Source organism: Leclercia pneumoniae, assembly GCF_017348915.1.
GTDB classification, from domain to species: domain Bacteria; phylum Pseudomonadota; class Gammaproteobacteria; order Enterobacterales; family Enterobacteriaceae; genus Enterobacter; species Enterobacter pneumoniae.
The window spans coordinates 2,277,740-2,300,534 of the sequence record NZ_CP071383.1; the positions used below are offsets into that span (position 1 = coordinate 2,277,740).

26 protein-coding genes and 2 pseudogenes are annotated in these 22,795 nt (G+C 53.1%); 13 read left to right on the top strand and 15 right to left on the bottom strand.

Going from position 1 to position 22,795, the window contains the following annotated elements; all coding sequences use genetic code 11:
* Positions 1–20: 20 nt before the first annotated feature.
* Positions 21–1,124, bottom strand: coding sequence for a cobalamin-independent methionine synthase II family protein (locus tag JZ655_RS10990; protein ID WP_207291784.1), 1,104 nt, complete (start codon positions 1,122–1,124; stop codon positions 21–23).
* A 162-nt stretch (positions 1,125–1,286) separates the two neighbouring features.
* Entirely contained in the window at positions 1,287–1,685 is a 399-nt protein-coding gene (locus JZ655_RS10995) for a rhodanese-like domain-containing protein (RefSeq protein WP_046885591.1), read from the bottom strand.
* Positions 1,686–1,753: 68 nt separating this feature from the next.
* Between JZ655_RS10995 and ftrA the strand changes: the two genes are divergently transcribed.
* The 3 genes from ftrA (at position 1,754) to JZ655_RS11010 (ending at position 4,360) form a co-directional block, all read left to right on the top strand.
* A complete protein-coding gene (gene ftrA / locus JZ655_RS11000; RefSeq protein ID WP_207293834.1) occupies positions 1,754–2,746 on the top strand; it encodes a transcriptional regulator FtrA in 993 nt (330 codons plus the stop codon).
* A 270-nt stretch (positions 2,747–3,016) separates the two neighbouring features.
* Positions 3,017–3,685 (top strand): SOS response-associated peptidase, encoded by a 669-nt coding sequence (locus tag JZ655_RS11005; RefSeq protein ID WP_207291785.1) that lies wholly within the window; start codon positions 3,017–3,019, stop codon positions 3,683–3,685.
* Between the two features lie 384 nt (positions 3,686–4,069).
* Entirely contained in the window at positions 4,070–4,360 is a 291-nt protein-coding gene (locus JZ655_RS11010; protein WP_166182385.1) for a Bor family protein, read from the top strand.
* 72 nt (positions 4,361–4,432) lie between these two features.
* Here JZ655_RS11010 and dcp read toward each other — a convergent pair whose 3' ends face one another.
* Positions 4,433–6,478, bottom strand: a complete 2,046-nt coding sequence (dcp, locus tag JZ655_RS11015) for a peptidyl-dipeptidase Dcp (RefSeq protein WP_207291786.1) — start codon at positions 6,476–6,478, stop codon at positions 4,433–4,435.
* Positions 6,479–6,603: 125 nt separating this feature from the next.
* On the opposite strand from dcp, the gene JZ655_RS11020 reads away from it, so the two are divergent.
* Positions 6,604–7,143: a DUF2058 domain-containing protein gene (locus JZ655_RS11020; RefSeq protein WP_040075776.1), complete on the top strand. Its 540-nt coding sequence runs from the start codon at positions 6,604–6,606 to the stop codon at positions 7,141–7,143.
* 6 nt (positions 7,144–7,149) lie between these two features.
* On the opposite strand, the gene JZ655_RS11025 is transcribed toward JZ655_RS11020, so the two are convergent.
* Both JZ655_RS11025 and JZ655_RS11030 read right to left on the bottom strand, forming a co-directional pair.
* A complete protein-coding gene (locus JZ655_RS11025) occupies positions 7,150–7,833 on the bottom strand; it encodes an RluA family pseudouridine synthase (RefSeq protein WP_207291787.1) in 684 nt (227 codons plus the stop codon).
* A gap of 261 nt (positions 7,834–8,094) precedes the next feature.
* The gene (locus JZ655_RS11030) at positions 8,095–8,499 is read right to left on the bottom strand and encodes a hypothetical protein (protein ID WP_207291788.1); all 405 of its coding nucleotides are present in this window, start codon (positions 8,497–8,499) and stop codon (positions 8,095–8,097) included.
* Positions 8,500–8,575: 76 nt separating this feature from the next.
* Between JZ655_RS11030 and JZ655_RS11035 the strand changes: the two genes are divergently transcribed.
* The 4 genes from JZ655_RS11035 (at position 8,576) to JZ655_RS11050 (ending at position 10,911) form a co-directional block, all read left to right on the top strand.
* Positions 8,576–8,965, top strand: a complete 390-nt coding sequence (locus tag JZ655_RS11035; RefSeq protein WP_207291789.1) for a hypothetical protein — start codon at positions 8,576–8,578, stop codon at positions 8,963–8,965.
* Between the two features lie 88 nt (positions 8,966–9,053).
* A complete protein-coding gene (locus JZ655_RS11040) occupies positions 9,054–9,299 on the top strand; it encodes a YmjA family protein (protein ID WP_046885573.1) in 246 nt (81 codons plus the stop codon).
* Between the two features lie 88 nt (positions 9,300–9,387).
* Positions 9,388–10,134 (top strand): bifunctional NADP-dependent 3-hydroxy acid dehydrogenase/3-hydroxypropionate dehydrogenase YdfG, encoded by a 747-nt coding sequence (ydfG, locus tag JZ655_RS11045; protein WP_046885572.1) that lies wholly within the window; start codon positions 9,388–9,390, stop codon positions 10,132–10,134.
* A 90-nt stretch (positions 10,135–10,224) separates the two neighbouring features.
* On the top strand, positions 10,225–10,911 hold the full coding sequence (locus JZ655_RS11050; RefSeq protein WP_040075785.1) for a GntR family transcriptional regulator: 687 nt from the start codon (positions 10,225–10,227) through the stop codon (positions 10,909–10,911).
* A gap of 42 nt (positions 10,912–10,953) precedes the next feature.
* Here JZ655_RS11050 and JZ655_RS11055 read toward each other — a convergent pair whose 3' ends face one another.
* Positions 10,954–11,385, bottom strand: a complete 432-nt coding sequence (locus JZ655_RS11055) for a universal stress protein (protein WP_207291790.1) — start codon at positions 11,383–11,385, stop codon at positions 10,954–10,956.
* 262 nt (positions 11,386–11,647) lie between these two features.
* Between JZ655_RS11055 and ydfZ the strand changes: the two genes are divergently transcribed.
* Complete coding sequence (gene ydfZ, locus JZ655_RS11060; RefSeq protein ID WP_207293835.1) at positions 11,648–11,851, top strand: putative selenium delivery protein YdfZ; 204 nt, start codon at positions 11,648–11,650, stop codon at positions 11,849–11,851.
* 41 nt (positions 11,852–11,892) lie between these two features.
* On the opposite strand, the gene JZ655_RS11065 is transcribed toward ydfZ, so the two are convergent.
* The 3 genes and pseudogenes from JZ655_RS11065 to JZ655_RS21375 form a co-directional block, all read right to left on the bottom strand.
* A complete protein-coding gene (locus JZ655_RS11065) occupies positions 11,893–13,356 on the bottom strand; it encodes a mannitol dehydrogenase family protein (protein ID WP_207291791.1) in 1,464 nt (487 codons plus the stop codon).
* 216 nt (positions 13,357–13,572) lie between these two features.
* A pseudogene (locus JZ655_RS11070) lies at positions 13,573–14,868 on the bottom strand (MFS transporter); the annotation flags it as partial.
* Between the two features lie 139 nt (positions 14,869–15,007).
* The gene (locus tag JZ655_RS21375) at positions 15,008–15,181 is read right to left on the bottom strand and encodes a hypothetical protein (protein WP_242637261.1); all 174 of its coding nucleotides are present in this window, start codon (positions 15,179–15,181) and stop codon (positions 15,008–15,010) included.
* A 147-nt stretch (positions 15,182–15,328) separates the two neighbouring features.
* On the opposite strand from JZ655_RS21375, the gene JZ655_RS11080 reads away from it, so the two are divergent.
* Both JZ655_RS11080 and JZ655_RS11085 read left to right on the top strand, forming a co-directional pair.
* Positions 15,329–15,649 (top strand): tail fiber assembly protein, encoded by a 321-nt coding sequence (locus JZ655_RS11080; protein WP_207291793.1) that lies wholly within the window; start codon positions 15,329–15,331, stop codon positions 15,647–15,649.
* A gap of 60 nt (positions 15,650–15,709) precedes the next feature.
* Positions 15,710–16,857, top strand: a protein-coding gene (locus tag JZ655_RS11085) for an IS3 family transposase (RefSeq protein WP_160435769.1) whose coding sequence is annotated in 2 segments (ribosomal slippage) — positions 15,710–15,947 and positions 15,947–16,857 — 1,149 coding nt in all. Because the reading frame shifts where the segments join, the coding sequence is not laid out codon by codon here.
* On the opposite strand, the gene JZ655_RS11090 is transcribed toward JZ655_RS11085, so the two are convergent.
* The 4 genes and pseudogenes from JZ655_RS11090 to JZ655_RS11105 all read right to left on the bottom strand — a co-directional run bounded on the left by JZ655_RS11090 (position 16,854) and on the right by JZ655_RS11105 (position 19,444).
* Positions 16,854–17,231, bottom strand: coding sequence for a hypothetical protein (locus tag JZ655_RS11090; protein ID WP_207291794.1), 378 nt, complete (start codon positions 17,229–17,231; stop codon positions 16,854–16,856). The genes JZ655_RS11085 and JZ655_RS11090 overlap by 4 nt on opposite strands.
* 50 nt (positions 17,232–17,281) lie before the next feature.
* Positions 17,282–17,979 (bottom strand): IS1-like element IS1A family transposase gene (locus tag JZ655_RS11095; RefSeq protein ID WP_242637262.1). Its coding sequence is split into 2 segments (ribosomal slippage): positions 17,282–17,730 and positions 17,730–17,979, totalling 699 coding nucleotides; the frame shifts between segments, so codons are not numbered across the junction.
* Between the two features lie 609 nt (positions 17,980–18,588).
* Positions 18,589–19,023 (bottom strand): annotated as a pseudogene (locus JZ655_RS11100) (Y-family DNA polymerase); the annotation flags it as partial.
* A 1-nt stretch (position 19,024) separates the two neighbouring features.
* Complete coding sequence (locus JZ655_RS11105; protein ID WP_040075493.1) at positions 19,025–19,444, bottom strand: translesion error-prone DNA polymerase V autoproteolytic subunit; 420 nt, start codon at positions 19,442–19,444, stop codon at positions 19,025–19,027.
* Positions 19,445–20,079: 635 nt separating this feature from the next.
* Here JZ655_RS11105 and JZ655_RS11110 point away from each other — a divergent pair.
* On the top strand, positions 20,080–20,262 hold the full coding sequence (locus JZ655_RS11110) for a con-10 family general stress protein (RefSeq protein ID WP_040075491.1): 183 nt from the start codon (positions 20,080–20,082) through the stop codon (positions 20,260–20,262).
* Positions 20,263–20,408: 146 nt separating this feature from the next.
* Positions 20,409–20,606: a hypothetical protein gene (locus JZ655_RS11115; protein WP_207291795.1), complete on the top strand. Its 198-nt coding sequence runs from the start codon at positions 20,409–20,411 to the stop codon at positions 20,604–20,606.
* A gap of 76 nt (positions 20,607–20,682) precedes the next feature.
* On the opposite strand, the gene JZ655_RS11120 is transcribed toward JZ655_RS11115, so the two are convergent.
* Both JZ655_RS11120 and cybB read right to left on the bottom strand, forming a co-directional pair.
* Positions 20,683–22,008, bottom strand: a complete 1,326-nt coding sequence (locus JZ655_RS11120; protein ID WP_207291796.1) for an MFS transporter — start codon at positions 22,006–22,008, stop codon at positions 20,683–20,685.
* A gap of 222 nt (positions 22,009–22,230) precedes the next feature.
* Positions 22,231–22,761, bottom strand: coding sequence for a cytochrome b561 (cybB, locus tag JZ655_RS11125; protein ID WP_040075490.1), 531 nt, complete (start codon positions 22,759–22,761; stop codon positions 22,231–22,233).
* Positions 22,762–22,795: the final 34 nt, after the last annotated feature.

Consider the following 22,795-nt stretch of genomic DNA (forward strand, 5'->3'; position numbering starts at 1 on the left):
GCAACGCTGTGCCTCATTTTTTACCAGACTTCGCTGGCGATGCGGGTGACCAGGCGAACCTTGTCCCACTGTTGTGCTTCGGTCAGGCTATTGCCCTCTTCCGTTGATGCAAACCCGCACTGCGGGCTGAGGCAGATCTGCTCTTTAGCCACATACTGGCTCGCCTCTTCCAGACGCGCTTTCACCCCTTCTGGGTTCTCCAGCTCGCCGTTTTTGGTCGTGATCAGCCCCAACACCACCTGCTGCTTGCCCGGACGGACGAAACGAAGGGGAGCAAAATCACCGCTGCGATCGTTATCGTACTCCAGGAAGAAAGCGTCAACGTTCACCGTGCCAAACAGAACTTCGGCCACCGGCTCGTAGCCGCCCTCCGAGATCCAGGTTGAACGGAAGTTACCGCGACAAACGTGCAGGCCGATGGTGAGGTCGTCGGGCTTGCCCTCCAGCGCTTTGTTCAGAACACGCGCATAGGTACGGGCCAGTTGCTCGGGATCGTCACCGCGCTCGATGATCTGCCGACGCTGGTCGTCAGAGCAGAGATAGGCCCAGACGGTGTCATCCAGTTGCAGATAGCGGCAGCCTGCTTCATAGAAGGCGTGGATCGCATCGCGCCAGGTGGTGGCCAGATCGTCAAAATAGGCATCCAGTTCAGGATAGACGGTGGCATCGATATCTTTGCGACCGCCACGGAAGTGCAGCACGCTCGGGCTGGGGATAGTCATTTTTGGCTGCGCTTCACCGCTAATGCTTTTCAGGTAGCGGAAATCTTCCAGCATTGGGTGCGCGCCAAAGCCCAGTTTGCCGGTAACCCGCACGCCGTGGGCTTTAGTCTGCACGCTGTTGAACTGAATACCCTGGCTGGAATCGTAACGCTCCACACCCTGCAGACCGTCGAAGAAATCGAAGTGCCACCAGGCGCGACGGAATTCACCATCCGTCACCACGTGCAGGCCGCAGGCACACTGCTGCTCAACAACATGGCGGATGGCGTCATTCTCTATGGCACGCAGCGCGCTGGCATCAATCTCACCGTTGGCAAATTTCACCCGCGCTTCTTTAATCGCGTCAGGGCGTAAAAAACTGCCAACTACGTCGGCGCGGTATGGGGCGTTATGTCGCTGCATGCTTTTCTCCTTTATCTGTCGGCAGATGATTGCCGACAGTGATAATTCATCTTATGAATCTTTAGACTTCTGGATGTCTAAATGTCCAAAAAAGATGTCATATGCGACCCGCCACGGCAAACGAGAAAAATTCATGTGTGTTGAATAAAATTCATGTTGCACTCAGTCGCCGCTGGCGAAGGCGAAGTTTTCATCCTCCCAGCCGGTGATCCCCCCCAGCATGATCTTCACCGGCAGTCCCAGCCGGGCAAGTTTCAGCGCCGCGCGATCGGCTCCGTTACAATGCGGCCCGGCACAGTAAACGACGAACAGCGTACCCTCCGGCCACTGAGCCATCTTTTCGGCGGTGATTTGCGACCAGGGTAAATGGATGGCACCCGGCAGGTGGCGATGGGCAAAATGCGCCGCCTGCCCGACGACGTGCAGTAACACGAAATCCTGCTGACCACTGCTCAGGGCATGGTGCACATCCGCGCAGTCGGTCTCTACGCTCAGGCGACGCAGAAAATGGGCGACCGCTTCTTGCGGCTCGGCGACGGGGAACTCGGTAACATAACTCATGGCTTTCTCCTGTGTGTCTGTGTTAACACTAGAGTAACGAGAGACGATGCCTGTGAATGCCAGCACCTATGCCAGAAAACAGCAAAAAGATGACAAACTTAAGACATATTGCGCGCCCGCGTGTGGTGGCACTGGCCTATGACGGCCTCTGTACTTTTGAGTTTGGCGTGGCAGTGGAGATCTTCGGCCTGCCGCGCCCGGAAATGGGCGAGAACTGGTATCGCTTTGCCGTGGCATCTGTGGATGGCGGCGAGCTACGGGCTACGGGCGGGATCCGCATGGTCGCCGATGGTGACCTGTCGCTGCTGCAGGAGGCGGATTTGATTGTCGTTCCTGGCTGGCGTGGCGTAGAGAGCCCGGTGCCGTCAGCGCTGTGCGAAGCCCTGCAACAGGCGCAGCAGCGAGGCTGTCATTTGCTCTCTATTTGCTCAGGCGTCTTTGTGCTGGCCGCTGCGGGGCTACTGAATGGCCAGCGCGCAACCACGCACTGGCGCTATACCCAAACCCTGAAGAGCCGCTTTCCGCGCATTAACGTGGTGGAAGATGTGCTGTATCAGGACGAGGGGCAACTGCTGACTTCCGCGGGGAGCGCTGCGGGTATTGATCTGTGCCTGCACGTGGTACGACGTGATTATGGCATGGAGGCAGCTAATCAGGTCGCGCGCCGCCTGGTGATCCCGCCCCATCGCGATGGTTCTCAGACCCAGCAGCTCAGCCGCCCGGTGGCACAACTGCGTGAAAGCCAACGGCTGGGGCAGTTATTCGATTACCTGCATCAACATCTGACCCTGGGGCATACGGTGGGCTCCCTTGCCCAGCGCGTTGGGATGAGCCAGCGTACGTTTCTGCGACGTTTTCAGGAGGCGACCGGTACCACCCCTGCCCGCTGGCTGCTGAATGAACGCCTGACCCGCGCCAAAGAGTTTCTGGAGAACAGCCGCCTCAGTATTGACCGTATCGCCGAACAGACGGGCTTCGGTAATACCGCTACGTTGCGCCATCACTTCCGTCAGCACTTTGCCCTGTCGCCTGCCCAGTACCGCAAACAGTTCTGCTCGTGAAAGCAGGCAAAAAAAAACCGCCAGAGTCTGGCGGTAAATGCTTGCATGGATAGATTTTGTGTTTTGGTATCTACGTTCCCGGTATTCCGTGCCGGGTTGCGGATCGTTTAATACGCTATCATGGAGAAAGTAAATGAGAGGTAAACGGCGCACAAAGAGCGGAGCTGCCCCGGCGTGATGGCTAACAGAGTGAGAATCTGCCATTTTCTACCCGGGGCCTGAGTCACTACAGAGTACTGGCGAAAACACCTAACCTTGAAGGAGGTTTCTATGTGTGGACGTTTTGCACAAGCCCAAACCCGGGAAGCGTACCTGGCGTTTCTTGCTGACGAAGCCGAGCGTGATATTGCGTACGATCCGGCTCCAATCGGCCGTTATAACGTGGCGCCGGGAACGAAAGTCTTGTTACTCAGCGAACGCGATTCACAATTACACCTCGATCCCGTCTTCTGGGGTTACGCGCCGGGGTGGTGGAATAAGCCGCCGCTGATTAATGCCCGCGTTGAGACGGCGGCCACCAGCAGGATGTTCAAGCCCCTATGGCAGCATGGACGGGCGATCTGCTTCGCAGATGGGTGGTTTGAGTGGAAGAGAGAGGGTAATAAAAAACAGCCCTGGTTTATCCACCGCGCTGATGGTCAGCCAATATTTATGGCGGCGATTGGCAGTGCGCCTTTTGAACGGGGTGACGAGGCCGAGGGTTTTGTGATTGTTACCTCCGCCGCCGATGAAGGGTTAATCGATATCCACGATCGTCGGCCACTGGTTCTGTCGCCCGACGCGGCCCGGGCGTGGATGCGTCAGGATCTCAGCGGCAAAGAAGCGGAAGCCATTATTGCCGACGGCGCCGTGCCCGCCGATAAGTTTATCTGGCACGCCGTAACGCGCGCCGTAGGGAATGTGAAGAATCAGGGGCCCGAGCTTATTGAGGCACTGTGATCTTAATTAAAAGCGATATCTAAACATCGTGACGTTCCGGTTATAATAAATCATCTTTTTTACGCGCTGCTTCCTGAATGAATTCCGAAATAATCCCGCCAGCACGATTACCAAATAAAGGTAGCTTGACACGAAATATTTTATTATCTCTTCAGTCTGATTTGCGTTTAGTTAATAAAGATTAAGTCTATGACATATAACTGCGCGACTTTTAAGGCCGCTGGGTTGACTTATCTGCAATTGAAGCACTTGATTGAATAAAGTTTGCTCAGCGCGGTCTTCAGGTACACATTAATAATATCTTGTTGGTCGACTGGTCTGATATGCTATGGATTCTAAAATATGTCATCATTTTTTGGCATTAAACTTACAACAAGGTCAATTATGAAAAAGTTAATTATGGTTGCGCTCATTGCAGGGGCGGTATCTGGCTGCGCACAACAATCTTTCTCTGTAAACAAAGGAACTACCTTTGCACCGCAGAAAGTGACCACTCATCACTTCTTCGTTAGCGGCATTGGTCAGTCTAAACAGATCGATGCAGCACAAGTTTGTGGCTCTGCGGACAAAGTTGTTCGTACCGAAGTTCAGCAAACTTTCGTTAATGGCCTGCTGGGTGTTGTGACTTTCGGTATTTACACCCCGCGTGAAGCGCGCGTGTATTGCGCTAAATAAGCGTTCAGTCAGCGGGATATTCTCCCGCTGACCTCTCATCGTTAGGCTAAAAATCGCTTCACAATATCAATATTACTCACTCAACCCCCTGTTTTTCAGCATCGGCTCAATCTTAGGATCGTGCCCACGCCATACGCGATAAAGTTCAGCTAAATCAGTGCTATTCCCTCGGGACAAAATCGCCTCACGGAATTTCTGCCCGTTCTCGCGGTTCAATCCGCCCTGCTCCACAAACCACTGGTAGCCGTCGTCGGCCAGCATTTGCGTCCAGAGATAGGCGTAATAACCCGCCGCGTAACCGCCGCCGAAAATATGGGCAAAATAGCTGCTACGATAGCGTGGCGGTATGGCCGGGAGATTGAGTTGCTCTTTCTCGAGGGCTGCGGATTCGAAGGAGTCGACATCCTGCGGTGCTTTATCGGCGCTGATACTGTGCCAGTTCATATCCAGCAGCGCGGCACTCAGCAGTTCGGTCATGTCATAGCCTTTATTAAACTGGGTGGCGCTGAGCATTTTCTCACGCAGCGCGTCCGGCATTGGCTCTCCGGTCTCGAAATGACGAGCGTAGTGGGCAAAAACCTGCGGATGGCTGGCCCAGTGTTCGTTGATCTGCGAAGGAAATTCCACAAAATCGCGCGGTGTATTGGTCCCTGAAAGCGTGGCGTAACGCTGGCTGGCAAAAAGCCCATGCAGTGTATGGCCAAATTCATGGAACAGGGTGATGACATCGTCCCAGGAGATCAGCGCAGGCTGGCCATTGGCCGGTTTCTGGTAGTTACAGACGTTGTAGATTACCGGCCGCGTGGCGAACTCATGAGATTGCTCGACGAAGTTGCCCATCCACGCACCTCCGCCTTTCGAATCACGGGCAAAGAAATCGCCGTAGAATAGCGCCAGCCCGTCGTCGTTATCATCGAAGATCTCCCAGACGCGGACATCCGGGTGATAAACCGGGATATCGCTACGCTCAACAAAGCGAATACCAAAGAGCTGGCTTGCCGCCCAAAAAACGCCATCTGTGAGCACCGTATTGAGTTCAAAGAAAGGTTTGACCTGACTCTCATCCAGCGCATATTTCGCCAGCCGCACGCGCTCGGCATAGAGAGACCAGTCCCAGGCCTGAGCCGTAAAGCCGCCTTGCTCAGCGTCAATCACATGCTGAATGTCCGCCAGCTCTTTTAGCGCGCGTCCTCGCGCCGCCGGGACAATACCGCGCATAAACTCCAGCGCCGCCTGCGGCGTTTGCGCCATCTGGTCGGCCAGCTTCCAGTTGGCAAAACTCTCGAAGTTGAGCAGTTCAGCCTGCCGGGCACGCAGCGCGGCCAGGCGACAGACGATAGCGCGGGTATCGTTTTGGTCGCCCTTCTGCGTGCGCAGCCAACTGGCCTGAAAAAGATTTTCACGGGTTTGCCTGTCACGAAGCTGTTGCAACGCGGGCTGCTGGGTGGTGTTAAGCAGCGGAATCAACCAGCGATCCTGGAGCCCCTTTTCCTCTGCGGCCTGCGCGGCGGCGGCTACCTCTGCCGGGCTGAGACCATCAAGCTGATGGCGATAATCAAGCACCAGCCCACCCGCTTTATCGGCAGCCAGAAGCCGCTGATTGAACTGGCTGGTCAGCGTCGCCGACTCGGTATTTAACGCTTTTAGCTCTTCCTTACCCGCAGCATCCAGCCGCGCGCCGGCCAGAATAAAACGCTGATAAAGCTCTTCAGTCAGGCGCAGGGATTCAGCATCCGGGGCCTGGTCATGCCGCTGGTTATAGACAGCCTCAACGCGGTCAAAAAGGGCATCGTTAAGCCAGATATCATTAGAGAGCGCCGCCAGTTCGGTTGAGACCGCCTCCTCCAGCGCCTGCAGAGAGTCGTTGGTATGTGCTGAGGTCATGGCGAAAAAAACACTACTGACGCGCGACAGCAGCGCCCCGCTCTTTTCCAGCGCTAAAATCGTGTTGTCAAAATCAGGCGGCAGGCGCTGGCTAATGATGGCGTCAATCTCTTCACGCTTCTGGCGGATCGCTTCGTCAAAGGCCGGACGATAATCGTCGTCGGTGATACGGTCAAAAGGGGGAGCCTGGTAAGGTAACGCGCTGATTTCAAAAAAAGGATTGTGCTGCGACATGACGAACTCCTGAATAGGGTGAATCTCACCAGAGTAGGCCAGCGCGCCACTCCCTGCAATCCTGGTATCCTGTTAATAATTGCAGGTATAATTGCGGAAATTGTTTAACGGGTTCAGAGAAGACGATGACAAAACTCACCTTACAAGAGCAAATGCTCAAAGCTGGCCTGGTCACCAGCAAGAAAATGGCCAAAGTCCAGAGAACCGCTAAGAAGTCGCGCGTTCAGGCCCGTGAGGCACGTGAAGCCGTAGAAGAGAATAAAAAGGCGCAGCAAGAGCGGGATAAACAGCTGAGCGAACAGCAGAAGCAGGCAGTGCTCTCTAAAGAGTTCAAAGCGCAGGTGAAGCAGCTCATTGAAATGAACCGCATTCCCCTCTCTAAAGGCAATATTACCTTTAACTTTACCGACAATAATGTCATTAAAAAGCTGGAAGTGGATAAGACCACCCAGGCCCAGTTGATTAACGGACGTCTCGCCATTGCGCGTCTGGCCGTTGATAACAAACCGGAAGGCGAATACGCCATCATCCCGGCGAGCGTTGCCGAGAAAATTGCCCAGCGTGATGCCGGCAGTATTGTGTTACACAGTGCGCTGAGTCAGGAGGAGCAAGATCAGGACGATCCTTACGCCGACTTCAAGATCCCTGATGACCTGATGTGGTAAACCGCGTCAGAACGGGCTGGCATGATGAATATCCATCACCGCATGGCTGACCGGATGGACAAAATGCAGCTCGCTGGCATGAAGCATCAACCGCGACGCCTGTTCCGTACCCGGCTGCAGACGCCCGCCGTAGAGATCGCAGCCTAATATCGGGTGACCCAGGTGCTGGCAATGAATGCGCAGTTGATGGGTTCGCCCGGTCTCGGGGGTAAGTGCCACCCGGCTTACTGGCAGACCGTCGCGATAAAAACGCTCCAGAGTCCGATAGCGAGAGCGTGCTGGCTTACCCTGGATAGCGCAAATCGACATCAATGGAAACAACGCAGGATCTTTAGCAATAGGCGCATCAATCACCCCGTCATCATGGCGAAGATGGCCACAGAGCAGCGCGCTGTAGCCTTTTTTTACGCTGCGCTGGCTGAACTGCTGGCAAAGCGCCGCGTTAATGGGTTTAGTGCGAGCGACCACCATCAGCCCGGATGTGCCAAAATCGAGACGATGCACCAGCGCGCAGCCGGGGAATCGCTGGACCAGGCGGTAATGCACCGAATCAAGATTCTGCGGGTTTTTACCCGACAGACTGAGCAAGCCGGCAGGTTTGTTGATCAGCACCAGGTGTTCGTCCTCATAGAGGATCTCTATTTCGTCATGGCACGGTGGTGCAATAAAGGTATCAACAATGGTAGACATCAGGTCGCCTGCTGTAAGAAAGGGGGCGAATAATATCCCATTCTTTACCGCTACGCGAATTGCCACAATGCAGAGTGAATGTTACGCGCCCGCTCTGCCGATGAAAGGCAAGCGCCCTCGCCCCCTTAACTGGCGGCGCGGAAGAATGACCTCTTTTTTCTTTTCTGATTACGCAAAGCAAGCTGGGATTACACGTCCGTAAGAGCGGGAATTATTAATAACAGCGTAGATAATAAAAAACGCTTACGCCCGCCATGCTTATTAACTCCAGCTAATAGAATCGAGCAGACCTGAAATATCCTCCCGAATTTCCATCCCGGAATCTGTTAAATCAACAATAGAAAGAATACTTTCATTGCCCAGTTGAATATTGACCTGCTCTACCACCAGCGCCAGATGCGTCATTACCGCCTGGAGCCCGTGAATGTCAACATTAACTTGATCGAGACTGAGATAGCAGACGCCCCTCGCTGTGATCGCAAAACTTGCGCACCGGTTAGTGTAGTGTTGGTGAAAAGCCGTAATCCACTCGGCCGTTGGGCAATAATAAGGCTTTATTTGGATGCAGAGACGCTCAACGATACCCTTATTAATAATGCACGCCGCTTTATCAAAGTCCGTCAGAATGACAGCATGTGTCATAAAAATCGAGGCAGGCTTTTTCATCAGGGTAGTTCTTATTTATGAGAGAGATACATTTCATGCTATAATACCTATCCCCTGTCTTCAACCGTCACTTTTTATGCCGCAACTTATCTGGTGTCTCGATAACTATTTCGAAGAGAAGAAAAAAGATTGTTATTTCGTGGTATTCGGCCGCAAATTTCCCATAAAGCATGATGATAATTTTAAAAAGAGTGAAAATCCGCCGGGTAGAGCAGCGTTATTAAGCTGGTTTAAAGCACACTATCCCCATATAGCGGTCGAGCCGGTATGGCCGCACAGCAGCACCAGTCTGTCGCTCTTCTTTGATCGGGAATACGATGGTTCTGTCACGATTGAGTTTGACGACGAGAGCCTGCGTGCGTTCTGCGAAGAGTGGGAAGATGAAGACCAGAACGGGTGTTCCAGAGACGGGACGTTCATCTGTTATCACCTCCCTTATGCGTCGTATCTGGAAAATCGAGGTTAATGCCTGAGTAAACCGCTATCAGAAATTAAGATTAAGAATGATAATATTCAGTCCGGACACCCATTTATGCAGCCTGACAGGATAAACAATGAACCACGACATTCCCCTCAAGTTTTACGACATCGTTGACGAGTACGCCACTGAAACGGACATTGCCGTTAACGACGCCGAGCGCGACACGCTGGCGCACTATTTTCAGTTGCTGATCACCCGTTTAATGAATAACGAGGAGATCAGTGAAGAAGCCCAGCAAGAGATGGCCGCAGAGGCCGGTATTAACCCGCTGCGCATTGATGACGTTGCCAACTTCCTCAATCAGTGGGGCAATGAGTAGCCCACATTAAGGCCATGCAGCGGCCCTTACCCTGCGCCAGATCACATGCTATGGTAGTACAACACAAAAAGCGTTGAGGAACAGTGAGATGATTATTTTAGTAACTGGAGCGACCGCAGGTTTTGGTGAAAGTATTACCCGTCGTTTTGTGGCCAACGGGCACAAAGTCATTGCGACAGGCCGCCGTCAGGAGCGTTTGCAAGAGCTGAAGGATGAGCTGGGTGACAGCATTCTGACCGCGCAGCTGGACGTGCGTAATCGCGCCGCCATTGAAGAGATGATCGCAAACCTCCCTGCCGAGTGGCGTGAAATTGATGTGCTGGTTAACAACGCCGGTCTGGCGCTGGGCATGGAGCCTGCGCATAAAGCCAGCGTTGAAGACTGGGAAACGATGATCGACACCAACAACAAAGGTCTGGTCTATATGACCCGTGCAGTGCTGCCGGGTATGGTTGAGCGTAACCGCGGCCATGTCATTAATATTGGCTCTACTGCGGGCAGCTGGCCTTATGCAGGGGGTAACGTTTATGGCGCCACGAAAGCTTTTGTTCGTCAATTCAGCCTCAACCTGCGTACCGATCTGCACGGCACCGCTCTTCGCGTGACCGATATCGAGCCAGGTCTGGTGGGCGGAACCGAGTTCTCTAACGTGCGCTTCAAAGGCGACGACGATAAAGCCGGTAAAACCTACGAGAATACCCAGGCCCTGACCCCAGAAGATGTCACCGAGACGGTCTGGTGGGTCGCGACCCTGCCGAAACATGTCAATATCAACACCGTAGAGATGATGCCGGTCAGCCAGAGCTTTGCTGGCCTGAGCGTCCATCGCGGCTGATCTTCCTCTCCCGGCCTGCGGGCCGGGTATGGGATGACCGGCAAAAGAATGGTAGTATTTACCGCTTAATTCTTCGAGAAATCACAACGCATGGCCGCAGAATCGCAACTTAATCCTACACAGCCCGTCAACCAGCAAATCTACCGCATTTTGCGCCGCGATATCGTGCGTTGCCTGATTCCGCCGGGAACGCCGCTGTCGGAAAAAGAGGTCTCCGTGCGCTTTGACGTCTCACGTCAGCCAGTGCGTGAAGCTTTTATCAAACTGGCTGAAAACGGACTCATCCAGATCCGTCCGCAGCGCGGCAGCTATGTTAATAAAATCTCGCTTAATCAGGTGCGTAATGGATGCTTCGTGCGCCAGGCCATTGAGTGTGCGGTGGTCCGCCGCGCCGCCAGCCAGGTAAACGACAATCAGTGTTATTTGCTGGAACAAAATCTGCACCAGCAGCGTATAGCCATTGAGCGCAAGCAACTTAATGACTTTTTCCAGCTCGACGACGAATTCCACCAGAAGCTGGCGCAAATCGCCGACTGCCAGTTGGCCTGGGATACGGTTGAAAACATTAAGGCGACTATCGATCGGGTGCGTTATATGAGCCTTGACCATGTCTCTCCGCCCGAGATGCTGTTACGCCAACACTACGATATTTTCAGCGCGCTGGAAAAACGCGATGGGGATGCGGTGGAAAAGGCGATGACGCTGCATCTGCAAGAGATTGGCGAGTCCGTGCAGTTAATTCGTCAAGAAAATAGCGACTGGTTTAGCGAAGAGTAATGCTGCCGCATCCTGTTATATTACCAGGATGCGGCAAAATAATTAGCGAACCACTAATACCGGAATTTTGGCATAGCGTAAGACGGATTCGGCGTTTGAACCTAACAGATGGGTGGTGACGCCCGGTTTTTTTGAGCCAATAACAATCACGTCATATTCACCGTCAGCACTCATGGCAATGATTTCGTCACGCACATTACCGAATCGTACCCGCGTCTGAATATTTTCCGGCGCAATATCGAATAGCCGCTTCAACTCATTCATCTTCTTCTCTGACTCTTGCGTCATATAGTTTTCAAACTTTTTAATGTCTGACGAGAAACCTCGTAACATGGCGCGTCCATTGACCGGCAGAATGTTTAATAGCGTGATGGTGGCATTATCAGCCTTAGCGAGAAAAGAAGCATGGCGCACCGCTTTATCGCTTAAATCCATTTCAAAGACATCGACAGGCATCAATATTCTTTTGTACATCGTCTCTCTCCTTATTGCGCTAGCCAGGTTGCTTAACGTTATTAAGAGTGACACGATGAAATCAAACCATTCCTAAACAGTCCCGTCAGGAAATTACCTTAAGAGGTAAAGAAATGTCGGCCTGAGTTATTCTTGCTGTGAGATAAAAAAGTGTGAGTTTGATCAAAAACAAAAAAACGGCTGCGCTACAGGCGTATTAATACTATCCCGTGAGCGGCAAGAACCATCACGTCGCTTCGGTTAGCATTAGAGGAGAAATATGATGATGACTTACGACCGCAACCGTAACGCAATTTCCACCGGCAGCCGGGTAATGATTAATAGCACCGGCACTACAGGCACCATCCGCGCGATTCATAGCGAAGGGCTGAGCGCCGCTCAGGTACGCCGCAACAAAACGGTAGAAGTCGAGGGCGTAGAAGGCCGATTCGAACCGGTTGAACTCATCCGCCTCGGTTTGCATTAAGAGGCCGAATCATGCCGCCGCGCACGGCGGCATCTCCTGACTCAGCGGGAAGCGGCGTACTGCGCCACCGTCGCCTTCGCCCCCAGCTTCAACAGCGTGAGATAAGCCTGTTTCACCGCGTCAACAAAGATTTCATCCTGCGGTAATTCATTTCCGAAAATCGCTTCAATACCCAACAGCGCAGTGACCCGACTCACCCCTTCTTCACTGTGCTGTACCGCCGCCTGAATAACCGGCAGCAGCGGGTCGCACACCTCGATAGGTTGTCCCTGCTCATCTACTCCGCTCACATAGCGCATCCAGCCCGCCACGCCCAGCGCCAACAGCGGGAAGCTACGTTGATGTGCCCGATGCCAGCGCACGGAGTCGAGCATTCGCTGCGGCAGTTTCTGGCTACCGTCCATGGCGATCTGCCAGGTGCGGTGACGCAACGCCGGATTGCTGTAGCGGGCTATTAACAGCTCAGCATAACGGTGAAGATCCACCCCTTTCACCTTCAACGTGGGCGCCTGCTCCTGGAGCATCAGCGCCTGCGCTGCGTGGCGGTAGTTCGTATCTTCCATGCAGTCATTGATATGCTGATAACCCGCCAGATAGCCCAGATAGGCGAGGAAGGAGTGGCTGCCGTTTAACATACGCAGCTTCATCTCTTCGAAGGGGACAACGTCTGCAACCAGCTCCGCCCCTGCCTTTTCCCACGCTGGTCGCCCTGCTACAAAGTTATCCTCTACTACCCACTGGCGGAAGGGTTCACAGGCAACCCCGGCAGGGTCGCGTACGCCGGTGATGTGCGCGATTTTATCCAGCGTATCGGCGGTAACGGCAGGCACAATACGATCCACCATAGTGGACGGAAAGGTGACATTCGCTTCAATCCATTCCGCAAGCTCGCTTTCTACCGCCCGGGCGTAAGCACAAATAACATTTCGGGTAACGTGACCATTTTCAGGCATGTTGTCGCACGACATCACGGTAAAGGCCGGCAGCCCTCGCTGTTTACGACGAGATAGCGCCTCGACCACCACGCCGGGAGCAGATTTTGGCTGATGGGGGTTTCGCAGGTCTGCCACGATAAACGGATGATCGAGCATCAGTTCCCCGCTGGCAGGTGCATGGCAGTAACCTTTTTCCGTAATGGTCAGCGAAACGATGGCGATTTGCGGTTCGCACATGGCTGCCAGCACGGTTTCCAGGCCGTCCACATCCACATGCAGCGCTTTTGTGACCACCCCAACAACGCGTGCAGTCCAGGCATAGGCAGACATTTCCGCTACGGTATAGAGGTTATCCTGCGCACGAAGATCGGCAATTTGCTGCTCACCGCCGATCAAATTAACCTCGCAGTATCCCCAGTCGCTGCCCTGCTCTGCCGCCAGGATATCGGTATAGACCGCCTGATGCGCACGGTGGAATGCACCAAAACCGAGATGAACAATGCGCGTTTGCAGGGTATTTCGATCGTAGCGCGGGAGCGTCGCGTTTGCCTTTAATAACGGATTTTCCATAATTGACTCTTTTAGCGAAGATTTATCTCAGGCGCGTCGCCGCGTCCCAGAGGAGTCGCGGCGGCACCGGCTTACTAAACTAACTAGAATGGTAGAAGCTATAAAAAAGAGAGCTGCCATCTACCATACTGATTGTTGAAGCCGGGTTATTGATTTACGTTAACTTTTAGGCAAGTGGTGTGACAGCTATTGAAAGCTGTGTGACAACATTCGCCATCAGGATAAAGCGCCCTGCTTAGCGCGCGCGCCATCCCGCGCAGGCTTTGCTTCGGCTGCATCTTCCAGGGCGCTCAGATCACGGTCACGCACTTCGGGCATCAGCACCGCAGAGACCAGACCAATCACCGAGTAGACCACCACCATGACCGCGATCGGCCACCAGGCACCGGTCATATTGCAGAAAATTCCTGCCAGCACCGGACCGAAGCCCACCGCCACCAGCCCCCCCGCCTCTTTCGAGATCGCCATGCGGGTAAAGCGATTACGCGAGCCAAACATCTCCGCCATGGTAATGTTTTCCAGTGCAAACAGCCCCAGCACCGCGACGTTGTGGATGATGATAATGGACGCCATGATCACCCCTGGCGCGTTGGCTTTGTCGACGATAATCGACAGCATCGGCCAAGCCAGAAGAATGGCCGAAATATTGAGGATAATATAGGGTAAGCGACGGCCAAACTTATCTGAGAGCCAGCCCAGCAGTGGAATCGAGATAAAGCCCAGGAACGAACTGATCATCAGCGCATCGGTAGGGATGCTCTTATTAAACAGCAGCGTCTGCACCAGATAGCCCGCCAGGAACGTCTGAATCAACCCGGAGTTACCCGCCTGACCAAAGCGCAAGCCGGTCGCCAGCCAGAAGGATTTGCTTTTAAACATCGCCCCCAGAGTGCTCTCCTGCGGCGCCGTCACGGCTGGCGCCTCTTCGGCATTCACCTTTTCGAAGACCGGGCTCTCTTTCAGGTTCATACGCAACCAGATAGCAAAGATCATGACCACCACGCTTGCAAGGAACGGGATACGCCAGCCCCACGCCACCAACTCTTCCCGGTCGAGGGCAAAGAACATAATCGCCCAGATCGCAGTGGCGCTCAGGGTGCCGCAGTTGGTGCCCATCGCCACCAGTGAAGAGATGATCCCGCGTTTACCTTTCGGCGCATACTCCGCCAGCATGGTGCCTGCCCCGGAGATTTCCGCCCCGGCGCCCAGCCCCTGGATGATACGCAGCGTGACCAGCAACACCGGCGCAAAAATCCCGATCTGCGCATAAGTAGGCAGCACGCCGATCAGGGTGGTGCAGATCCCCATCATGGTAATGGTGATAAACAGCACTTTTTTACGGCCAATGCTGTCGCCCATTTTCCCGAAGATAAAAGCCCCCACGATACGGGCGATATACCCCGCGCCGTAGGTACCCATCGCCAGGATCAGGGCCATTGCGGCAGACTGTTCCGGGAAGAAAATCTCGTGAAAGACCAGCGCGGCGCCCAGCGAGTAGAGCTGAAAATCCATGATATGCGGCACTAAGATTTAATTTCAGGATGATGTAGGAAGAAAGCAGGCTTCTACCAAAGCATTAGCGCAAGATGAATCACTACCTTCAGAGGTTTTGAGTTGTTTTGCGCTAATTTTTTGCCCCATCTATGCCCCATCAAATCACCGGACAGTCATCACTCCCCAGCGCCCGGTTGATGAAATATGTCACCCGCCCCATTACTTCTGCCTCTTCCATGGCCTCGCCTTCTATCGCCTCTCCATCACTCGTTATCAGCGCCCTTCCCTGCAGCTTCGCGAACTGAGTACGGCCACCCATGAGTATCAGCAATACCTCTCCATCCCGTAACCTGTAAACAGGCTCAATGATGGCGTAACCGTCAGCTGTCTCGACTATGCGACTATCTCCGGTCACGCCACCACTGCTGGAGATATTCGGGTTTACTACTTTGACCCGCTGAACCACGAGTTTATCGGGATGTCAGACGAACATATCTATGAGGGTGTTAGCATTCCAGGAAACTCAACGGCAATTGAACCGGGTGATGCAGTTGAGGGAGAGGTTATGGTCTTTACTGGCGAAGGCTGGGAGGCGAAAGAGGATCATCGAGGAGAGACCGCATATTCCACTGATAAGCTACAAGCAGTCTTAGTGGATTATATAGGCCCGGTGCGTGATGGGTTTACGCTGAACGAGCCGACAACAGTCTTCGATTTGTGGGATGGTGATAAGTGGGTGACTGATACAGCTTCACAGCATGCTCACGATATCCAGACAGCAGAAGCAACCAGGGAGTGAATCGCCACGGGTTTAACAGACACCTCAGAGTCATTTAAGATGACTTAAAGAGAGGTGCCCATGAGCGGTAAGCGTTATCCCGAAGAGTTTAAAATTGAAGCGGTAAAACAGGTTGTTGATCGCGGCCATTCTGTTTCCAGCGTGGCAACACGTCTCGGTATCACCACCCACAGTCTTTATGCCTGGATAAAGGCATATGGCCCGGATTCCTCAACCAATAAAGTCCAGTCAGACGCTCAGGCTGAGATCCGACGCCTCCAGAAAGAGCTGAAGCGGGTTACCGACGAACGGGACATATTAAAAAAAGCCGCGGCGTACTTCGCAAAGCTGTCCGACTGAGGTACGCCTTTATCCGTGACAACACCTATTGCTGGCCTGTCCGACTGCTTTGTCGGGTGCTGGATGTGCATCCGAGTGGTTTTTACGCCTGGCTTCAGCAGCCGGATTCACGGCGGCATCATGCTGACCTGAGGCTGACGGGGCTGATAAAGCAGTTCTGGCTGGAGTCGGGTTGCGTTTATGGTTATCGCAAGATCCACCTCGACCTGCGGGATACCGGACAACAGTGCGGAGTTAACCGTGTCTGGCGACTGATGAAGCGTGCCGGGATAAGGGCTCAGGTCGGGTACCGTAGCCCACGGGCACGTAAGGGTGAAACCAGCATCGTGACGCCCAACAGGCTCCAGCGGCAGTTCAACCCGGAAGCACCGGATGAGCGTTGGGTAACGGACATCACCTACATCCGGACTCACGAAGGCTGGCTGTATCTGGCTGTGGTTGTTGACCTGTTCTCGCGCAAAGTTATTGGCTGGTCAATGCAGCCCCGGATGACAAAGGATATTGTCCTGAATGCACTTCTGATGGCCGTGTGGCGACGTAATCCTCAAAAGCAGGTGCTGGTTCATTCTGATCAAGGCAGTCAGTACACAAGCTATGAGTGGCAGTCGTTCCTGAAATCACACGGGCTGGAGGGCAGTATGAGCCGTCGCGGTAACTGTCATGACAACGCAGTCGCAGAAAGTTTTTTCCAGCTACTGAAACGTGAACGGATAAAGAAAAAGATCTACGGAACGCGAGAAGAAGCTCGCGGTGATATTTTTGATTACATCGAAATGTTTTATAACAGTAAGCGTCGGCATGGTTCGAGTGATCATATGCCACCAACTGAATACGAAAAACAATATTATCAGCGGCTCGGAAGTGTCTAGATTATCTGTGGCGATTCACTTTCAAGCATATGCTGCATTACGGTAAGTTGCGGACTGAGGCAATACTCTTTCGTCGCACTGATAATGTTACGCTGGAAAGATCGCCAGTTAATTTCTTCACTAATCGGTTCTGTAATCATCTGGCGCTCTTCTCCTGTAGCGTTTCCTACCTGCTCAGAAAGTGCTTTAAGGGAGTCCATCGCAACGTCAGAATCAGCGTAAAGAGTTAGTATCTCGCCACAAGTTAACTTTCCCAACAACACCGCTCGTTCATATTCTTCTGCCAATCCCATGATTGTGCTATCAGAAACATGATTGTTCCTGATCCAACTAACAATATTTTGTAGCGCAGCGACACGCTGAATAATGGCCATAGCCTGGCGGTTACAGTTAGTTAAGCGTTGAACCCGGTAATGACTCCAACTTATTGATAGTGTTTTATGTTCAGATAATGCCCGATGACTTTGTCATGCAGCTCCACCGATTTTGAGAACGACAGCGACTTCCGTCCCAGCCGTGCCAGGTGCTGCCTCAGATTCAGGTTATGCCGCTCAATTCGCTGCGTATATCGCTTGCTGATTACGTGCAGCTTTCCCTTCAGGCGGGATTCATACAGCGGCCAGCCATCCGTCATCCATATCACCACGTCAAAGGGTGACAGCAGGCTCATAAGACGCCCCAGCGTCGCCATAGTGCGTTCACCGAATACGTGCGCAACAACCGTCTTCCGGAGCCTGTCATACGCGTAAAACAGCCAGCGCTGGAGCGATTTAGCCCCGACATAGCCCCACTGTTCGTCCATTTCCGCGCAGACGATGACGTCACTGCCCGGCTGTATGCGCGAGGTTACCGACTGCGGCCTGAGTTTTTTAAGTGACGTAAAATCGTGTTGAGGCCAACGCCCATAATGCGGGCGGTTGCCCGGCATCCAACGCCATTCATGGCCATATCAATGATTTTCTGGTGCGTACCGGGTTGAGAAGCGGTGTAAGTGAACTGCAGTTGCCATGTTTTACGGCAGTGAGAGCAGAGATAGCGCTGATGTCCGGCGGTGCTTTTGCCGTTACGCACCACCCCGTCAGTAGCTGAACAGGAGGGACAGCTGATAGAAACAGAAGCCACTGGAGCACCTCAAAAACACCATCATACACTAAATCAGTAAGTTGGCAGCATCACCGTTGAACCCGAGTAGTTAGAACATCGTCAACATTTACGATAGCGGACTCATCAATGATCTCCCTCAGTAGTTTTGAACGCTGGCTAAGAGTTGCTTCAATTCCTGAGTAAATCTTGAAAGTTTCGTTATGTCCTTTAATGACATATTCAATAAGCTGTACGTATCGGTTACGGGTGACAATCACTTGATGAAGTGAGGTAAGGCGACTTTCCCAGTACCTTGTATAGGCAGTTTCGATACCGCTAGGGAAAACATCCAGCGGTGGTATTGCATCGCCTATTTTCCCGTGCTGGGCGGCAACCATCGTCTGAAGTTTGTCTGTCGAAAGAGAATATAGATGCCAATTCATCAAATAAATCGAACTCTTATGAAATACCGGTTAACTAATACTGCTACCAACCTTCAAGTTTTTCCAGTATCGATTCAGTCAGCATGTCCGCCCGTTCAAAAAAACACTATCCAGCGGGCTCAACAGATTGCTTCATATGCTGCATGCATATGTGAAAAGCATTGTTAAATGCTACTAATGAAGGAAATACTTGATCACTGTATAAGGCGAGCGTTTTCGTGGGTGCAATTCCGACCCCGACGGTCAGGTGAGTATGCTGTTTCACGGTGGCGCGGATCTCCTTGCCAAATTCCGTGAGGTCACGGCAGTTACGTACCCCCGTCAGGTCGCAAAAAGCTTCGTCGATGGAGTAGATCTCTACGCGCGGCGTCAGCAGCTCCAGGGTATCCATCACCCTGGCGCTCATATCGGCATACAGCTCGTAGTTGCTGCTGAAGGCCACAATGTTATGCCGGCGAAAAATCTCTTTCTGCTTAAAGTACGGCGCTCCCATTGTTACCAGCCCCTTTGCTTCGGCGCTGCGGGCAATCACACAGCCGTCATTATTCGACAGCACCACCACCGGCCGTCCCTGAAGATCCGGGCGGAAGACGGTTTCACATGACGCGTAAAATGAATTCACATCACAGAGGGCAAACATGCTAGTGGGTCGCTTTGATGATATAGGTGACCACGCCGAAGATATCGAGCGACGCTTCGCTGCCGATCACTATCGGTGAGTAGGCACTGTTCATGGGGTTGAGCTGGATCCGGGGGCGCAGCTGCAGGCGCTTCACCGTAAATTCGCCTTCAATGGCGGCAATCACGATATCTCCGTGGTCCGCCTTTCTGGCGCTATCAACCACCAGCAAATCGCCGTCGCCAATCCCGGCGTCAATCATCGAATCCCCCGCTGCTTTCACAAAATAGGTCGCGCTGGGGTGCTGGATTAAAAGTGCATTCAGATCGATACGCTGCTCGACATAATCTTGCGCCGGGCTGGGGAAGCCACACTGAACTAAATCACTAAAAAGGGGGAGCGCTATTACTTCGCGCAACTCTGCGGGTCTGTACAACATCATTATACACGCCTCTTATACTGTTTTTATATACAGTAGTTTCAATGACGAAGACGATCAAGCGGCATTTTTGCCGCGGCTGGTTATGCTTTCGCCAGGCCGCAGCTAACTGTTTCTCTTTGCAGAAAATTAAAATTTGTAAATCCGGGGCAGAATAAAAAAACAGCAGGCTAATTATGACAACTGAAATGAATAAGAAAACGGCTATAAGGGGTAGCAAAGAGAAATTGCCTCCTACGCATTTATCAATCCGTTCAGATTTTCGACAGATTTATCCATGCGTTGTACACCGCGGCCTATCGCGTAATTGACAGTTCAGCCTAAGAAAACGTCACCCTGCGTGCCTCCGGAATCGGCGTTAGCACATCCAGGACAAATCTTAATTTCCCACAATACCTTCACTTTTGTCAGGATTTCCACTCCTCCCCTACAGCGGTAAACCAGGCGAAACTTATATTTCCCGCGCTAACTCCTTTATCTACAGCGATATATTCTTAGAATATTTAATGCGCACTAAAATAATGCCCTGGCTGGCTTACTTGATCATTTCACCGTTCGGTCTACATTTATTTCTGCAACCTTGCGGAGTGTTTCATTCCCTACACTGGAATATCTATATTGAAAACAGGAGAACGTTTATGACAACACATCGAGGCGGTTCCGGTAATTTTGCAGCAGACCGTGAGCGTGCGTCCGCGGCCGGGCGCAAAGGTGGACAGCGCAGTGGTGGCAACTTTAAAAACGATCCACAGCGCGCATCTGAAGCGGGCAAAAAAGGCGGACAAAATAGCCGCGGCGGTGGTCGTAAAGCTGCAGAATAAAAGTTCCAATATATTCTTTGGCCGCTCTTAATGGTAGCCAGAAATAAATTTAGCACCGTGCGTAAATATGCGTAAATAAATGCCCTGAGACCTGATTGAATTTGCGGAGGTTGATTATGCTGCATTTAAGACGACGAGTTCGTAATGTGCGTAACAGTCATCGTTGCGGTGACGATGTTGGCTGGATGATGGCGGGTGATAGCGAGTTGCTCCGTTCGCCGGAAAGTGGCCCCGGGATGCAGGTCGCCAGAAAGCTGGACGACCCTACCCACGAATCTACGCTGGAGCTCGACCCGCTCCAGAACTGGCTGGTAGACACCATGGCCAGACGTGAAATCAAGTAATCAGCTGTTGAGTAGTGAAATGCGTTTTGTGTTTTTTGCTTAGCCCGGAGCGTCACTCCGGGCTTTTTTTATGGCCTTAGCGGCGCAGCGGCAGCCCTGCCGTCTCTCTGGCGCGCAGTACCGTCAGGAAGGTGATAAGCGCCGCACCCATCACATACAGCGCTGGCGAGAATGGATTGCCGGTCGCGGTCATCAGGTAGGCAGAGAACCACGGCGTGATGCCGCCAAAGAAGGCCACCGCCAGGTTGTAAGCAATCGCCATCCCACCGTAACGAATACGGGTAGGAAACAGCTCGGCCATTGCCGCGCTGCAGGCGCCATCGAAGGCGGCGATAAAGGCCCCCAGCAGCAGCATGGCCAGCACGGCAGAGAGCATATCGCCATTGGCCATTACCATCATTGCCGGGTAAGTAAAGAGGATAAAACCGGCGCACCCGGCCAGCATTAGCGGCTTACGGCCAAATTTATCCGAGAGATACCCCATAAAAGGCACCATGACCGCAATGCCAAACAGCCCGAGGGTGGTGATGGCATAAGAATCCAGCTTCGAATAGTGCATCTCGGTAGAGAGATAGCTGGGCATAAAGGTTTGCAGCGTCCAGTGCCCTACCGCTTTGATCACCACAAAACCGACGCAGAAGAAGAGCGCGCCCCAGGCTTTGGTTACGGCAGCATGCAGCGGTGCGGCTTCGGTTTTACCGCTCTTGAGCGTTTCGAGAAATTCGGGGGAGTCTTCAAGCTGGTTTCGCAGGTACAGCCCCACCCAACCCAGCGGCCCGGCGATCAAAAACGGAATGCGCCAGCCCCAGTCGTTCATTGCCGCCTCACCCAACCCTGCGGTAAGCAAGAACACCAGCCCGGAACCGGCAACAAAGGCCATGAATCCAAAGTTGTCTATCCAGCAGGTAAAGTAACCGCGGCGCGCGTCAGGCGCATATTCCGCAAGGAACGTGGTCGCACCGGCGCTTTCGCCCCCGGCGGCAAATCCCTGAATCAGGCGGGTGATCACCAGCAGCACCGTGGCGGTGATGCCAATCTGCGAAAACGTGGGCAGCAGCCCCATTACAAAGGTCGCGCCAGAGGTCAGCAGGATCACCGTCGCCAGTACCTTGCGTTGGCCTATGCGATCCCCAAGCGAGCCGAAATAGAGTCCCCCAAGCGGGCGCATGACAAAGCCGGCACCGAATACCGCAAACGACGACAGCAGCGCCACCGCGGGGCTCTCCGCATGAAAGAACTGCAGGCCAATAATCGCGGCCAGCGTACCGTAAAGCCCAAAATCGAACCATTCGACAAAATGGCCAACGCCGGTGGCGAGCAGCACCTTACGGAGTTTGCGGGCCACGGGGATCTCCTTTTCGGATACCGCGCGATCTAATGAGGGCTGAGCTGAGGGGTTCATACTCCCTCCTTTGCAGGGTGCCGACTGGCGGGCGGTGGAACGCGAAGCGGCCTGACGATCATACCAGCAAATGCCGGACAGGATGAACGCGCGACAGTGTTTCTATTATAGATATACCCTTTGGGCGTAAAATACCCAGCGCGAAAGATGAAAATGTGAACTGACGCGAGAAAAACAAAAACCCGCTACGGGTAGCGGGTTTGAACGGCGCCTGGCGTGCGGTCAGGAACGCTTTTTCGGCATCATACGCAGCAGGGTGTTGTCTTTCCAGTAATAGTGGTGCAGTAGCGCGGCAAAGGCGTGAATGCCAATAATAAAGTAACCCGCCTTCGCGAGGGTAACATGCCAGCTCTTCAGCAGATCCACCACCTCAAAATTGGACTCTGCCGCGTGCGGCATACCCAGCCCAAAAGCAAACCAGGTATTGCCACGGTTATACATCATCACCAGCCCAATCAGCGGCAGCGCAATAAACAGCAGATAAATGAGGAGATGCCCCAGATGCGACAGCCCGATATACATCGATTTCGGCTTCGGCACGATAGGCGGCGCCGGGTATTTCAGGCGCACCAGCAGGCGCGTCACCATCAGCACCAGAATAGAGATGCCGCAAGAGACGTGAACCATGTTAATGACCGGGCGGGCCGAGCGCGGAAATAGGCCGCGGAACTCCATGGCGCAGTAGGCCACGATCACCAGCAGAAAGACCAGCCAGTGAATGCTTATTTGCAGGCCGGTATATTTATTGCGCATACATTTTCCTGAACGAAACGTCGAAAGCGTCAAC